Source organism: Methylobacterium sp. DB0501 (genome assembly GCF_011043735.1).
Lineage (GTDB): Bacteria > Pseudomonadota > Alphaproteobacteria > Rhizobiales > Beijerinckiaceae > Methylobacterium > Methylobacterium alsaeris.
The window spans coordinates 91,787-106,161 of sequence record NZ_JAAKGV010000011.1 but is presented as its reverse complement, the minus strand read 5'-3'; the positions used below and the strand labels follow the sequence as shown (position 1 = coordinate 106,161).

Here is a 14,375-nt window from a genome sequence, read left to right as displayed (position 1 = left end):
CCAAAAAATTCCCTGGGACTCCACCATGTTCGCCCCCGCGCGCCGCTCGAGCACCGCCGCCAAGCTGGATGCGATCGAGCGCTCCCAGGCCGTCGTCGGCTTCGATCTCGACGGGATCCTGACCGAGGCGAACGAGAACTTCCTGCGGCTGATGGGCTACGGCCTCGACGAGGTAAGGGGCCGCCACCACCGTCTCTTCGTCGACCGCGCCGAAGCGGTGGAGCCCGCCTACGAGGCGTTCTGGGCGTCCCTGCGCCGGGGCGAGGTCAAGAGCGCCGAGTTCCGGCGCCTGGCCAAGGGCGGACGCGAGGTCTGGATCCGTGCCAGCTACAACCCGGTGCTCGATGCCCGCGGCCGGCCGGTCCGGATCGTCAAGGTCGCCCTCGACATCACCGCCGAGAAACAGGCGGCGACCGATGCCGCCGGGCAGATCACGGCGATCAACCGCTCGCAGGCGGTGATCCACTTCACCCCCAACGGGACGATCCTCGACGCCAACCCCCACTTCCTGGCCGCCATGGGCTACGGCCGCGACGAGATCGTCGGCCGCCACCACCGCCTGTTCGTCGCCGCGGAGGAGGCCGAGTCGCCGGATTATCGCGACTTCTGGGCCCGCCTCTCCCGCGGCGAGTACCATGCGGGCGAGTTCAAGCGCCGGGGCAAGGACGGGAGCGAGGTCTGGATCCAGGCGACCTACAACCCGATCCTCGACGCGACCGGCCGGACGCTCAAGATCGTCAAGTATGCCGCCGACATCACCGCCGCCAAGCAGCACGCCGCCGACACCGCCGGCAAGATCGAGGCGGCGCTCCGCTCGCAGGCGGTGATCGAGTTCGACATGGACGGCATCATCCTCGATGCCAACGGCCATTTCCTGAAGGCGATGGGCTACGGCCTCGACGAGGTCGTCGGCCGCCACCACCGGATGTTCGTCACCCCCGACCAGGGCGAGAGCCGGAGCTACGCCGAGTTCTGGGAGGCCTTGCGCGCCGGGCGCTACTCCGCCGCGGTCTATCGGCGCCTCGGCAAGGGCGGCCGGGAGGTGTGGATCCAGGCGACCTACACCCCCGTCCTCGACCTCAACGGCCGCCCCTGCAAGGTGATCAAGTTCGCCACCGACGTCACCCACAGCATGACCGTCCGGTCCCGGTCGATCGCCGCCGCCGAAACGACCCTGACCCGGGTCCAGGCGGTGGCGAGCGCCTCCGAGGAGCTTCACCGCACCTCGACGGCGATCGCCGACCGGATGGGACAGTCGCGCGAGGCGGTCGACGCGATCCAGGAGCGGATGGGGCGTGCGAGCCAGGCCACCGCCCGGCTCGACGAGGCCGCCCAGGCGATGAACGGCGTGGTCGAGGCGATCACCGCCATCGCCGAGCAGATCAACCTCCTGGCCCTCAACGCGACGATCGAGGCGGCCCGCGCGGGTGCCGCCGGCCGCGGCTTCGCGGTGGTCGCCGCCGAGGTGAAGAACCTCGCCGGCCAGGCGCAGGCGGCGACGGGCCGGATCTCGGGCGAGATCGGCGCGATGCAGACCGTATCGCGCGAGGTCGCCGAGGCCCTGGGCTCGATTCGCGGCGTGATCGATGCCGTGCAGGGTTTCATCGTCGAGACGGCGGCGGCGAGCGAGCGCCAGCGCCGCACCAGCGGCGAGGTCAGCAGCAACATCCAGGTGACCGCCGCAGGCGTCGCCGACATCGCCGGAAGCCTCGACGATTGGCTGCTCGGCCTGGAGGGGCGTCGGGCCGAGGAGCGGGTCCGCACCTCGCGCTCGGCCCGGATCACGCTGCCGGACGGGGCGAGGCCGGTCGACGCGATGGCCTGCATCCTGCTCAACCTCTCGGGCTCGGGCGCCAAGATCGCGCTCGAACGTCCGGTGCGGCTGCCGGGCCGGGTCGAGCTGCAGGTCGACGACGGTCCGGCCCGGCCTTGCGAGGTGGTGCACCAGCGCGGCTGCGACGTCGGGGTGAAGTTCCTGGCCCGATCCGATTGATCGTTTTCCCCAGGAAAACATTTTATGAGCCGGCTAATTTAGCCCGATGTACGGTCGCGGCGGCGTGCGGGAGAGGCGATCGCCTTACAATCGTGGCCATCCCAGCAGCCGCGCCGGTGCGAACGGCGCCACCGGCACCGACGGCGCCCGACCGGCGGCGAGGTCGGCAACCAGCTGGCCGGTGATCGGGCCGGTCGAGAGGCCGATATGGCCGTGGCCGAAAGCGAAGATCAGGCCGTCGTGGCGCGGGGCGGGGCCGATTACCGGCAGGCCGTCGGGGGTCGAAGGGCGGGAGCCGAGCCAGGGCCGGTTGTCGAGGGGCTGGCCGAGGCGCACCGTGCCGGCGGCCTCGCGGGCCGCGGCCTCGATCTGGCGATAATCCGGAGGCGCGTGACGGTCGGCGACCTCGACGCCGGAGAGCACCCGCACCCGACCCTCGCCCATCGGCGACAGGATCGAGGCGGCGCCGGTGTCGTAGATCGGCCGGTTCAGGGCCGGGCTGCCGGGCTGGAGCGCGTAGTGCCGGTGATAGCCGCGCTCGGCCGCGAAGGCGAAGCGGTAGCCGAGAGGTCGGGCGAGTTCGTGCGCCGCCGCCCCGGTCGCCAGCACCACCTGACGCGCCCGGACCATGCCCCCGGGATGGACGACGCGCCAGCCTTCCGCCGTCGGCTCCAGGCGAGTCACGGTGGTGCGCAAGGTCCGCCCGCCGAGTCCGGCAAACAGCCGCTCGCAGGCCTCGACGAGCCCGCCCGGATCGGCGACGGCGCCGGTTTCCGGCAGCAGCATCGCCCGGGCGAAGGGGCGGATCAGCGCCGGCTCCAGCGCCTGGATGCCGGCCGCGTCGAGGATCTCGAACGGAACGCCGTGATGCCGGAGGATCTCGCGCTCCAGCCGTGCTCCGGCGAAGGCCGCGTCCGTGCGGTAGAGCTTGATCCAGCCGCATTCGCGCAGGAGGTGGGGCACGCCGGCCCGCGCGGAGAGACGCTGATGCTCGGGGTAGGCCGCGCCGGTGAGCGGGGCCAGCGCGTCGGCCGCCCGGCGCCAGGCCGAGGTCCGGGCGCTCGCCAGGAAATGCGCCGCCCAGGGCATCACCCGCAGCAGGTGCTGGTGGCGCAGGCGCAGGCCGGCATCGGCGTTGCGCAGGTAGGCCGGCAGCTTGCCCCACAGGGCCGGGCTCGACATCGGGAAGATCGAGCCGCGGCTGACCACTCCGGCATTGCCGTAGGAAGTGCGCGCCCGCGCCTCGCCGGGATCGCACAGGAGCACGTCCCGCCCGCGGTCGGTCAGGGCGATGGCGGAGGATAGGCCCACCATCCCGCCGCCGACCACCACGATGTCGGCCGTCCGTTCGTCCTGCTGCATCGGAGAACTCTTTCGCCGCTCAGGCGTATTCGGTTGTTTTCAAGACTCGTCCCCGACCCGCGCCCTCGTCCTGAGGTGCTGCCGTGTGCGGCAGCCTCGAAGGAGGCGGTCGCGAATGGGAGGGGGGAAAGAAGAAGGGTCCCGGTCTCGCATCGACGGACCGGTCCGGCATCACCCGGGCAGCCCCGCCAGATCCCGCACCGTACCCAACAGCACCCGCGTCGCCGCGTCGGCATCATCCAGGGTGATGGCTTCGGCCGGGTTGTGGCTGATGCCGCCGCGGCAGCGCACGAACAGCATCGCCGAGGGGCCGAGCGCCGCCATCGCCACCGCGTCGTGGGTGGCGCCCGAGGGCAACCGCAAGGGGGCGTGTCCGAGCCGCCGCGCCGCCCGGTCGAGGGCGTCCTGGAAGCCCGGATCGAGGGCGACCGCCGGGTTGTCCATGAAGGTCTCGCAGGTGAAGCCGACCCCGCGGCGTTGCGCGATCGCCCGACACTCGGCCCCGATCGCCGCGAACAGGGTGCTGCGGTCCGCATCCTCGGGAGCGCGGACGTCGAGGCTGAAATCGACCCGGCCGGCGATCACGTTGACGGCGCCCGGCACCACGGCGAGCGCGCCCACCGTCGCGACCGCGCCCGCGACGGCCTCTCCCAGGCGCTCGACGGCCAGCGTCATCTCGGCGGCGGCCGCGAGCGCGTCCCGGCGCATGCCCATCGGCACGGTTCCGGCGTGGTTGGCCTCGCCCGTCACGGTGCAGCGCCCCCGGGTGAGCCCGACGATGCCCGACACCACACCGACCGGCTGCGCCGCGGCCTCCAGGGCCGGCCCCTGCTCGATATGGATCTCGAGGTAGCCGGCGACCTCGCCCGGCCTCCGGGCCAGGGCCGGGATGCCCTCCGGGTCGCCGCCGAAGGCGAGGAGCGCGTCGCGCAAGGTGGTGCCGGCGGCGTCGCGTCCCTCCAGCCACTCGGTTTTGTACTGCCCGGCCCAGGCCTTCGAGGTCGAGAGCGAGGTCGGGAAGCGCACGTTCTCCTCGTCGCCGAAGGCCACCACCTCGAGGGCGAAGGGCAGGCTCGCGCCGCGCAGTTCCTCGGCCACGGCGAGGCCCGCCGCCACCCCGAGGGGCCCGTCGTAGCGCCCGGCATCGACCACGCTGTCGATATGCGAGCCGAGCACCAGGGCCGGCAGGCCCGGCTCGCGGCCCTCGATCCGCCCGACCACGCTGCCGGCGGCGTCGATCCGCGCCGCCATCCCGGCCGCCCGCATCAGGCCGAGCACCGCCTCGGCCGTCGCCCGGTGGGCCGGCGACAGGTAGAGCCGGGTCAGCCGGCCGGGCTCGTCGGTGTGGCGGGCGAGGTCGTCGATCAGCGCCATCACGCGGGCGCCGAGGCGGGGATTGGTCTCGGTCATGGCTGGTCGCGACCCTGCGGCTTCGAGCGGGCGGTATGCAGGGTCGGTGCCGGTCGAGGCAAGCCACGGCGTACGAACCGCGGCGACGTCCGGTCAGCGCCCGGCGGGCACCGGCCCGTCGAGCGGCGCGAGGGCATCCGGGACCGCCGCGGTCGGGCGGATGCGGGCGAGGTCGCGGGCGAGGCCTCTGAGATCCGGCACCGGCACCCCGCCTTCGCCGAAGAGCGCCGCGTCGAGGGCGGCGAGCCGTGGGCCGAGGGTCGGATCGGCGCGCCACGCCGCGGCGAGACCCGGGTCGCGGCGGGCAGCCTGGGCGAGAGCCGCGTGGAACCCCGCCGCGTCGCGCCGCCGGGCGGCCCGGGCGAGATCCCGCAGCGCGCGCGCCGCCGGCGTCTCGCGGCGCTGCCGCAGGCCCCAGGCGCCGAGGCCCAGCCCGAAGGCGAGGGCACCTGCGAGGAGCGCCCGCCAGGGCGAGGCGGGGGGCGGCGGCGCCTCGGCGGGCTTTTCGGCCCGCCCGCCGATGATGCGGGCCGGAATCTCGGCCTCGCGCATCACCCGCGCCCGGGTGTCGAACCACGGGATCGAAATCGCCGACAGGGTGATCGGCTCGGGCACGCCGGGGCGCACGTCCCAGCGATAGGTGACGCGGGCCACCGGCCCCGCCGGGGTGATGCGGGTCTGGCGCTCGACCGGGCCGGCGAAGGTGAGGACGCCGCGGGTGCGCAGCACGGGCCGCGGCGGCAGGGCGTCGGCGGTGACGCCGCGAGCGTCGAGCGTCACGGTGCGGCGGGCGGGCTCGCCGAGCTTCAGGCCCTCGGGCTCGGGCTCCCACTGGTCCGTCACGGTCACGTCCTGCGCGGCCAGCCACCAGGGCTCGGGCGCATCCGGCCCGCCCGGTCCCTGCCAGGCCGCGACCTCGATGGGCAGAGGCGCGGACCGCACGTCCACCACCCGGCGCTCGCCGCCGTCGACGATGGTCAGGCGGTGGACGAAGGGATCGATGACGAAGCGGCCGGGTCCCTGCGGGAACACCGCGACGGTGCGCTCGAAGCCGCGCGCCTCCTGGCCCTGGATCGTGACGCGGGACCAGTGGTCGCGGCCGAGCTGGGTCCAGCCGAAATGCGGCAGGCTCGGCTGGCGCAGGTCCTCGAGCGCGATCTGCGCCCGGTAGGTGCCGCGGATGTGCAACAGCACCATCTCGCGCGGGTAGGGCGTGGCGCCGCCCGGCACCTCGGCGGTGACGGTCAGGCTCAGGTCGCCGTCCTCCAGGGCCGAGGCCGGCCTCGGGGCGAGCGCCGGCGCCGCGGCCAGCACCAGGGCGGCGACGAGGCACCCTCTCACCATGGGTTACTCCCGGGCTGCACGGCGGTGCCGGCCTCGCGCCGGCGGGTCTGCTCGGCGAGGATCCGCAGGCGCACGAAGCGGCCGGGATCGTCGGTCAGGGTGGCGAGCCAGTGCCGGTCGGGGCGAATCTCCCGCGCCTCGAAGCTCTTCGAGACCCGGCGCACCTCGCGCTCGATCACCTCGGACACGCTGGCATTGGCGCCGCCCTGGCGCCCGCCGCCCTCGGCGTCGCTCGCCGAGCCGCGGGCCTGGCCGCGGCCGGGATCGACCGCCCGCTGTTCGGCCCGGCCGGTGCGGGCGGCCTTGGAATTGCCCGGCGAATCGGCCGCCGAGGACGCCTCGCGATGGCCGGCCAGGCCCTCGCCGCTGGAGGCGGTGCCGGGATCGTTGGCATCCGATTCGGTCTTGGTGGCGTAGCGGGTGGTGGCGTCGGCCTGGGCGTTGGCCTGGCCGGCGGTGCGGCCGCCGGGGGCGTCCGGCGTGTCGAGGAGGCGCGCGATCAGCTCGCGGTTGGCCCTGGCGTCCTCGTCCGACGGGTCGCGGGCGACCGCCGCCTCGTAGGAGGCGAGCGCCCCCTTGAGGTCGCCGGCGAGCGCCAGGGCGTTGCCGCGGTTGTAGGGCGAGCCCGAGAAGGCCTCGGCGGCTTCCGCGTAGCGGCCCGCGGCGTAGAGGGCGGTGCCGCGCCAGGCCGGGTCGTCGCTGACGCGGGCGGCCAGCCCCGGCATCCCGGCCCCGAGGAGCAGGCGGGCGAGCGCCGCGGGCTCGACGGCGAGCCCCAGCAGGAGGACGGCCCCGGCGGCCGGCAGGATCCGCATCAGGCACTCCGCCGGAAGAGGAGCAGGACCGGCACCAGCGCGAGGCCGGCGAGGAAGCGTCCGAGATCCTGCCAGGCCAGCACCGCGTAGCCCCCCTCCGCCAGGTGGCGGGCGACGCTCTCCGACACCGCGGCCAGGACCGGGGCCGGCGCGTCGAGGCTGCCGGCCGCGCCGCCGCCGAGGGCGGCGAGGCGGGCGAGCCCGGCGCCGTCCGGCCGCGGCGCGTCGGGCGGCAGGGCGGGACCCGCCGGCACCAGGATCGTGTGCAGCCGGTGGCCGTCGCTCGCCAGCGCCGCCGCCTCGCGGGAGGCGGCCTCGTCGAGGCCGCCGCCATCGGTCACCAGCACCACGTCGCCGGTCACCACCGCGCTCTCGGCCAGCGTCCGGCGGGCGAGCGCCAGCGCCCGGGCCGGATGGCTGCCGCGGTCGGGCACGGTGGTGCCGTCGAGGACGAACAGGATCGTCCCCAGGGTATCGCGGTCGGTGGTCGGCGGCGCGGCAAGGTAGGCGTCGCCCGCATAGGCGACGAGGGCGACCGCCTTGGTGCCGGCGGCCTCCGCCAGCCCCTGCGCCAGGACCCTCGCCTCGCCGAGGCGCCCGCCCTCGGCGACCGAGCGCGACAGGTCGAGGGCGACGATCGTCGCGTCGAGGTTGCGAAAGCCCGCGGTGTCGCGGCGCTCCACGGCCGGCCCGGCGAGGCCGAGGGCGAGGAGGGTGCAGGCCGCGACCAGCAGCCATTGCCCGCCGCGCCGGCCCGGCCGCACCGCCCCGCGGGCCTGGAGCGCCGCCATCAGGTGCGGCTCGACCGCCCGGACCCAGTCGCCCAAGGGGGCGGAGCGGTGGGCGGCGCGCCAGGCGAGCAGACCCAGGACCGGCAGGGCGAGGAGCCACCAGGGACGCAGGAGGGTGAAGGCCTCGGTCACGCCGCCCTCCGGGTCAGCAGGAGCACGAGGGCGGAGAGTAGCGCCAGCCCGCCCGGCCAGGGCCACAGGTCGCGGCGCAAGGGCACCGGCGGGGCCCGGTCGCGGCCGCCCTCGAGGGCATCGATGCTGTCGGCGACGCCGGCGAGGTCGTCGGTGGTGCGGACCCGGAAGAACCGGCCGCCGCTCGTCGCCGCCACGTCGCGGAGCGCCTCGGAATCGACCACGTCCTGCTCGCCATTCGCGTCGGCGAGGTCGCGCGGACCGAGCGCGATGGTGTGGACCCGGATGCCGAGCTCGCGGGCCAGCACCGCGACGTCCCGCGGCGTGGTCTGGCCGGCATTGTTGGCGCCGTCGGACAGCAGCACCACCACCTTGGACGGGCCCGGCAGGGCGTTCAGGCGCTTGAGGGCGAGGCCGAGCCCGTCGCCGATGCCGGTCGAGCGGCCGACGAGGCCGATCTGCGCCTCCTCCAGCGCCCGGGCCACCGCTTGCGTGTCGAAGGTGGGGGCCGCCGCCACGTCGGCCTGGTCGGCGAAGATCACGAGGCCGACCCGGTCGCCGGCCCGGCGGCGGATGAAGTCGGCGCCGACGCGCTTGACCGCGGCGAGGCGCGAGGTGTTGCGGCCGTCGAGCGAGAAGTCGATCCGCTCCATGCTGCCCGAGAGGTCGAGGGCGAGCACGATGTCCCTTCCCGAGGCCGGCAAGGCCGCCCCCGGCAGGACCATCCGCGGCCCGGCGAGGGCCGCGACGAGGGCGACCCAGACGAGCCAGGTCAGGGCGGCGCGCGCCTTCGTCCCGGCGGCGAGCGGCCCGCCGCGGTCGAGCCCGGCGACGAGGGAGGCGGGCACCGTCAGGGCGCCGCTGGTCCCCGCCTTCGGCGGCAGGAAGCGCGCGGCGAGGAGCGGCAGCGGCAGGAGCAGGCCGGCGAGCGGAGCTGCGAAATCGAGGGTGGCGAATCCGGCCATCGTCTCAGGCCCGCAGCCGCGCGAGAAGGCGGGCGAGGCCGGCCTCGGCCTCGGCGAGGTCGGGCGCCGGGCCCGGGGCGTAGAGGTTCTCGGTCAGCGCCCGGCCGGGACCGTCGCCGAAGAAATCGGTGCGCAGGGCGGCGTCGAGGCCCGCCGGCCCCTCGACCCCGAGGCTGCGGGCGAGCCGGCGGCTCAGGCGCGCCAGGGCGACGCGGCGCTCCGGAGGCGGCAGGGCCCGGGCGGCGGCGAGTTCGGCGAGCGCGGCGCGGCGGATCGGGCGGCCCCGCCACCGCGGCGCGAGCCAGGCCGCGAGGGCGGCGAGCGCCAAGCCGGCGATGACGGCCGCCAGCATGTCGAGCCGCACCAGCCCGGGATCGGGCGGGGCATGCAGCCCGCGAAGCCCGGCGAGCGCCCCGTCACAGCACGGCATCGAGCCGCTCCATCAGGGGCGCGAAACCCTCCGGCCCGGTCTCGGCGTCGAGGCGCACCACCGTGACGCCGAGACGGGCGAGGCCCGCGGCGCGCTCCTCCGGCACCGGCCGCTGACGCCCGATCCGCGCGGTGCCGCGCTGCCCGTCCGGCGTGGCGTAGGGATAGAGGCCGGGCGGGGGCTCGCGCTCGAAGGCGTCGCTCACCAGGATCAGGCTCACCGTGATCCGCTCGGCCAGCGCCGCCAGAACCTCCTGGAAACCATCGCCGGGTGCGTCGAGGGCGCTCGCCAGGACGAGGTGCCCGCCCGCCGGCAGCAGGGCGCGGGCCCGCTCCAGGGCCGGGCCCAACGGCGGATCGGCCCGGGAATCGGCCGCGAGCGCCGTCGCGTGCGCCCGGGCGAGGCCCTGGCACAGGGCGGCCATGCCGCGCCCGCCGGGCCGCGGCGGCAGCAGCGCCGGCTCGGGAGCGGCGGCGCACAGCCCGACCCGGCCGCCATCGCCGGCGATGCGCCAGCCGAGCAGCGCCAGCGCCTCGGCGGCGGCGACCGAGCGCAGGGCGCGGCGGGTGCCGACCAGCATCGAGGGCCGGAAATCCGCCAGCATCACCACGGCGCGGTCGCGCTCCTCGTGGTGGGTGCGGACGTGGAGCGTGCCGGTGCGGGCGGTGGCGTTGCGGTCGATGTGGCGCACGTCGTCGCCCTCGGCCCAGAGGCGCACATCGTCGGGCTCGCTGCCGCGCCCGCGCCGCCGGGTGACGATGCCGCCGGGCAGCCCCGACCGGGCCCGGTTCGTCGCCCCGGTGCCGCGGCGGGCGAGATGGCGCAGGCCCATGAGCAGGCCGGCCTCGACGGCGATGCCGGGGGCGCGCAGCGGATCCGTGCCGGGAAGCGGCCGCGCCGCAATCGGGACCATCGTCAGAGGGGCCGCACCCGGTCGAGGAGGCCGGCCACCACGGCGCGGGCGGTCTGCCCCTCGGCGGCGGCGCGCCAGGTGAGCGCGAGGCGGTGGGCCAGGGCATCGCCGGCGAGCGCCACGACGTCGTCCGGCACCACGTGGTCGCGCCCGTGCAGGTAGGCCCGGGCCTTGCCGGCGAGCATCAGGGCCAGGGTGCCGCGGGGCGAGACCGGGTGCTCGATGGCGCTGCGCAGATCCGCTGCCGCCGGCCCGCCGCGGGTGGCGGCGACGAGGCGGACCAGGAAGTCCTTGAGCGCCGGCGAGACGTGGGTCTTGAGCGCAGCGGCGCGGGCGGCGCGCAGCTCCTCGGCGGTGAGCCGCACCGGCATCGGCGCGGCCTCCTCGTTCATCTCGCCCTCGACGAGGTCGAGGATGCGGCGCTCGGAGGCCTCGTCCGGCATCCCCACCACGACGTGGAGCAGGAACCGGTCAAGCTGCGCCTCCGGCAGCGGGAAGGTGCCGGCATGCTCGATCGGGTTCTGGGTCGCCACCACCATGAAGGGATCGGGCAGCGGGTGGGTGGTGCCCGCCACCGTGACCTGCCGCTCGGCCATCGCCTCGAGGAGCGCCGACTGCACCTTGGGCGGCGCGCGGTTGACCTCGTCGACCAGCACCAGGGAGTGGAACAGGGGGCCGGCCAGGAACTCGAACCGGCCGCCGTCGGGCCGCCAGACCGTGGTGCCGGTGAGGTCGGCGGGCATCAGGTCGGGGGTACACTGGATGCGGGCAAAGCCCGTATGGAGCCCGTCGGCGAGGCGCTTCACCGCCCGGGTCTTGGCCAGCCCCGGCGCCCCCTCGATCAGCAGGTGGCCGCCGGTGAGGAGCCCGATCAAGAGCCGCTCGACGAGGCCGGACGCGCCGATCAGCCCCGCTTCGAGGCCGGTCCGCAGGGCGTCGAGCCGCGCCCGCACCGGATCGTCGGACGCCAGGGGGTCGGCTCCCGCAATGCTCCGCATCGCAGCCTGCTCAGCGCCTCGCGCCATCCTGGCGTCTCCCCTCGGGCCGGTGCTTCGTGGGCCGGCGTTGCGGGGATCAGGCCGCGTCTTCCCCGGTGCGTCAATCCCGTGGGTGAGGGGGGCGGGGTGTGCTTAAGTCCGCGGCAGGGCCGATCGAAGTCCTTCGCCGTACGGGCCCGGCTCCTCAATCTCCCGCACAAGCCGGAGCTGGGCGGAGAATGGAGAGGCGCGGGTTTGCTCCTCGTCCCGCGGGCCGGGAGACGAGCAAACCCGCGCCGTCTATTTCTCCCGGACGGGCCCGTCATCCGGGGGAGGGAAAGCACGAGCCTTCACAGGCGCTTGACGCCTCACACCGTCCAGGGTGCCGGCCGGTTCGGGCTGAGGCCGTAGCGCGCCACCGCCTCCGCCACCTTCGCCCGGTCGAGCTTGCCGTCGTCGGCGAGCGCCGCGAGGGCCGCCACCGCGACGTGGTGCCGATCGACCTCGAAGAAGGCGCGCAGGGCGCTGCGGGTGTCGCTGCGGCCGAAGCCGTCGGTGCCCAAAGTCACGAAGCGGGCCTGGATCGCGGTCGCGATCAGCTGTGGGTAGGCACGGACGTAGTCCGTGGCGGCGACGACCGGGGCGGACCCTGACAGCGACTCCTCGACGAGGCTGCGCTTCGGCGGCAGGCCGGGATTCAGACGGTTCGCGCGCTCGACCTCGCGGGCCTCGCGGGCGAGTTCGCTGAAGCTCGTGACGCTGTGGACCTCGGTGGCGATGCCCCATTCCGCGGCGAGAAGCTTTGCGGCCGCAATGACTTCCGGCAGGATCGCACCGGAACCGAGGAGACGGATAGCCGGCTCACCGTCTCCGTAGCCGGCAAAACGGTACATCCCGCGGATGATTCCGTCCCGCACGCCCGCCGGCATCGAGGGCTGGGCGTAGTTCTCGTTCATCGCGGTCACGTAATAGAACGCGTCCACGTCGCGCTCCATCATGTCGCGGGCGCCGTGATCGAGGATCACCGCCATCTCGTAGGCGAAGGCCGGGTCGTAGGCGCGGCAATTCGGGATCGTCGCAGCGACGAGGTGGCTCGAACCGTCCTGGTGTTGCAGACCCTCGCCGCCGAGCGTGGTGCGGCCGGCGGTCGCGCCGATGAGGAAGCCGCGGGCACGCTGGTCGGCCGCCGCCCAGATCAGGTCGCCGACGCGCTGGAACCCGAACATCGAGTAGTAGATGTAGAACGGCAGCATCGCGAGGCCGTGGACGCTGTAGGAGGTCGCGGCCGCGGCCCAGGACGAGATCGCCCCGGCTTCCGTGATGCCCTCCTCCAGGAGCTGACCGTCGCGGGACTCCTTGTAGTAGAGCATCGAGCCGGCATCCTCCGGCTCGTAGAGCTGGCCCAGCGGCGAGTAGATGCCGACCTGCCGGAACAGGTTCGCCATGCCGAAGGTACGCGCCTCGTCGGCGACGATCGGCACGACCCGTGGGCCCAGCTCCTTGTGCTTGATCAGGCTGCTGAACAGCCGCACCGCCGCGGTGGTGGTGGACATCTCCTTGCCGTCGGCTTCCAGCGCGAAGCCCGCATAGGTGGAGAGATCCGGCACGGTGACATGGGCCGCCGTGCGACGACGCTTGGGCAGGAAGCCGCCGAGCTTTTCGCGGCGCTCGCGCAGGTAGCGCAGCTCGCGGCTGTTCTCGTCGGGCTTGTAGAATTCCAGCCGCTCGACCTGCGCGTCGGTGAGCGGCAGGGCGAAGCGATCCCGGAACGCCTTGAGGGCGTCGGTGTCGAGCTTCTTGGCCTGGTGGGCGGTCATGCGCGATTCGCCCGCGCCGCCCATGCCGTAGCCCTTCTTGGTCTTGGCCAGGATCACGGTCGGGCGGCCCTTGGTCGCCTTGGCGGCGGCGAAGGCCGCGTAGAGCTTGCGGAAATCGTGACCGCCGCGCTTGAGCTTGTCGACGTCGCCGTCCGACATGTGGGAGACCAGCGCCTTCACCTCCTCGTCCTCACCGAAGAAGTGGGCGAGGTTGTAGGCGCCGTCCTTCGCTCCCAGCGTCTGGTACTTGCCGTCCACCGTGGCGGCGAAGCGGCGCAGCAGGGCGTGGTTGGTGTCGCGGGCGAAGATCGCGTCCCATTCCGAGCCCCACAGCACCTTCACGACGTTCCAGCCGGCGCCGCGGAAGACGCTCTCCAGCTCCTGGATGATCTGGCCGTTGCCGCGCACCGGCCCGTCGAGGCGTTGCAGGTTGCAGTTGATGACGAAGGTGACGTTGTCGAGCTTCTCGCGCGCCGCCAGCGTCAGGGCGCCGATCGATTCCGGCTCGTCCATCTCGCCGTCGCCGAACACGCCCCAGACGTGCTGGCCGCTCGTGTCGGCGAGCCCCCGGTCGCTCAGGTAGCGCATGAAGCGCGCCTGGTAGATCGCGTTCATCGGCCCGATGCCCATCGAGCCGGTCGGCACCTGCCAGAAGTCGGGCATCAGCCAGGGATGGGGATAGGAGCACAGGCCCTCGCCGGCGATCTCCTGGCGGTAATGCTTCAGGTTGGTCTCGGAGAGCCGCCCCTCCAGGAAGGCGCGGGCATAGACGCCGGGCGCCGAATGCGGCTGGAAGAACACCAGGTCGGCGCCGGCCCCGGAGGCGTCGCCGGCCTGGAAGAAATGGTTGAAGCCGAGCTCGAAGATCTCGGCGGCCGAGGCGTAGGAGGCGACGTGGCCACCCAGTTCGCCATAGGCCATGTTGGCCCGCACCACCATGGCGAGCGCGTTCCAGCGCATGATCGAGGTGAGGCGCTCCTCGACCGCGAGGTCGCCCGGATAGGGCGGCTGCTTCTCCAGCGGAATGGTGTTGCGGTAGGGCGAGTAGGGCGGCGCCTCCTCGACGATTCCGATCTCGCGCGCCTTCTGTTCCAGCCGGTCGAGCAGGAAGCGGGCCCGGGCGGCGCCACCGTGGCGGAGCACCGATTCGAGCGAGGCGAGCCAGTCCGCGGTCTCGGCCGGATCCGGATCGGCCACGCCGCGCGGGCCCAGGATGGCTTGACCGTTCGGGCGGTCGTTCTCGTTGACCGGCACGGCCGGGATCGGCTTGGCGCTCGCGCTCATGGCGTCGTTTCTCCCATCGATGGCGCCAGGATAATTCCCCGGTCGCGGCAGAAGCTGCTTCGTTTGCCGCCTTCCCGACCGAAAGCGCAAAACATTTTCGCGAGATCGGTCGTGCGCGGTCGATCTTGCCAAGGAGTACCGC

At 74.2% G+C, this 14,375-nt stretch carries 11 protein-coding genes; 1 reads left to right on the top strand and 10 read right to left on the bottom strand.

All coding sequences use genetic code 11. The features are described 5' to 3' along the window. Nucleotides 1-25: 25 nt before the first annotated feature. Nucleotides 26-1,993, top strand: coding sequence for a PAS domain S-box protein (locus tag G4G93_RS17505; protein WP_165085862.1), 1,968 nt, complete (start codon nucleotides 26-28; stop codon nucleotides 1,991-1,993). Between the two features lie 84 nt (nucleotides 1,994-2,077). Here G4G93_RS17505 and G4G93_RS17500 read toward each other — a convergent pair whose 3' ends face one another. The 10 genes from G4G93_RS17500 to mdeB all read right to left on the bottom strand — a co-directional run bounded on the left by G4G93_RS17500 (nucleotide 2,078) and on the right by mdeB (nucleotide 14,233). Next, complete coding sequence (locus G4G93_RS17500) at nucleotides 2,078-3,355, bottom strand: NAD(P)/FAD-dependent oxidoreductase (protein WP_165085861.1); 1,278 nt, start codon at nucleotides 3,353-3,355, stop codon at nucleotides 2,078-2,080. Between the two features lie 171 nt (nucleotides 3,356-3,526). Further along, nucleotides 3,527-4,765 carry an allantoate amidohydrolase gene (locus G4G93_RS17495; RefSeq protein ID WP_165085859.1) on the bottom strand — a complete coding sequence of 413 codons (1,239 nt, stop codon included), beginning with the start codon at nucleotides 4,763-4,765 and terminating at the stop codon, nucleotides 3,527-3,529. A gap of 93 nt (nucleotides 4,766-4,858) precedes the next feature. Then, nucleotides 4,859-6,109, bottom strand: coding sequence for a BatD family protein (locus tag G4G93_RS17490; RefSeq protein ID WP_165085858.1), 1,251 nt, complete (start codon nucleotides 6,107-6,109; stop codon nucleotides 4,859-4,861). After that, nucleotides 6,103-6,924, bottom strand: coding sequence for a tetratricopeptide repeat protein (locus tag G4G93_RS17485; RefSeq protein WP_246736843.1), 822 nt, complete (start codon nucleotides 6,922-6,924; stop codon nucleotides 6,103-6,105). The genes G4G93_RS17490 and G4G93_RS17485 overlap by 7 nt, the downstream gene beginning before the upstream one ends. Further along, nucleotides 6,924-7,847 (bottom strand): VWA domain-containing protein, encoded by a 924-nt coding sequence (locus tag G4G93_RS17480; protein ID WP_165085857.1) that lies wholly within the window; start codon nucleotides 7,845-7,847, stop codon nucleotides 6,924-6,926. The genes G4G93_RS17485 and G4G93_RS17480 overlap by 1 nt, the downstream gene beginning before the upstream one ends. Then, on the bottom strand, nucleotides 7,844-8,812 hold the full coding sequence (locus G4G93_RS17475) for a VWA domain-containing protein (protein ID WP_165085855.1): 969 nt from the start codon (nucleotides 8,810-8,812) through the stop codon (nucleotides 7,844-7,846). The genes G4G93_RS17480 and G4G93_RS17475 overlap by 4 nt, the downstream gene beginning before the upstream one ends. Before the next feature lie 4 nt (nucleotides 8,813-8,816). Next, on the bottom strand, nucleotides 8,817-9,242 hold the full coding sequence (locus G4G93_RS17470) for a DUF4381 family protein (protein WP_165085853.1): 426 nt from the start codon (nucleotides 9,240-9,242) through the stop codon (nucleotides 8,817-8,819). Next, entirely contained in the window at nucleotides 9,229-10,146 is a 918-nt protein-coding gene (locus G4G93_RS17465; protein WP_395413773.1) for a DUF58 domain-containing protein, read from the bottom strand. Before G4G93_RS17465 ends, G4G93_RS17470 begins: the two co-directional genes overlap by 14 nt. An 11-nt stretch (nucleotides 10,147-10,157) precedes the next feature. Further along, nucleotides 10,158-11,153 (bottom strand): AAA family ATPase, encoded by a 996-nt coding sequence (locus G4G93_RS17460; RefSeq protein ID WP_165086080.1) that lies wholly within the window; start codon nucleotides 11,151-11,153, stop codon nucleotides 10,158-10,160. Between the two features lie 347 nt (nucleotides 11,154-11,500). Continuing rightward, nucleotides 11,501-14,233 (bottom strand): alpha-ketoglutarate dehydrogenase, encoded by a 2,733-nt coding sequence (mdeB, locus tag G4G93_RS17455; RefSeq protein ID WP_165085852.1) that lies wholly within the window; start codon nucleotides 14,231-14,233, stop codon nucleotides 11,501-11,503. Between the last annotated feature and the right edge of the window lie 142 nt (nucleotides 14,234-14,375).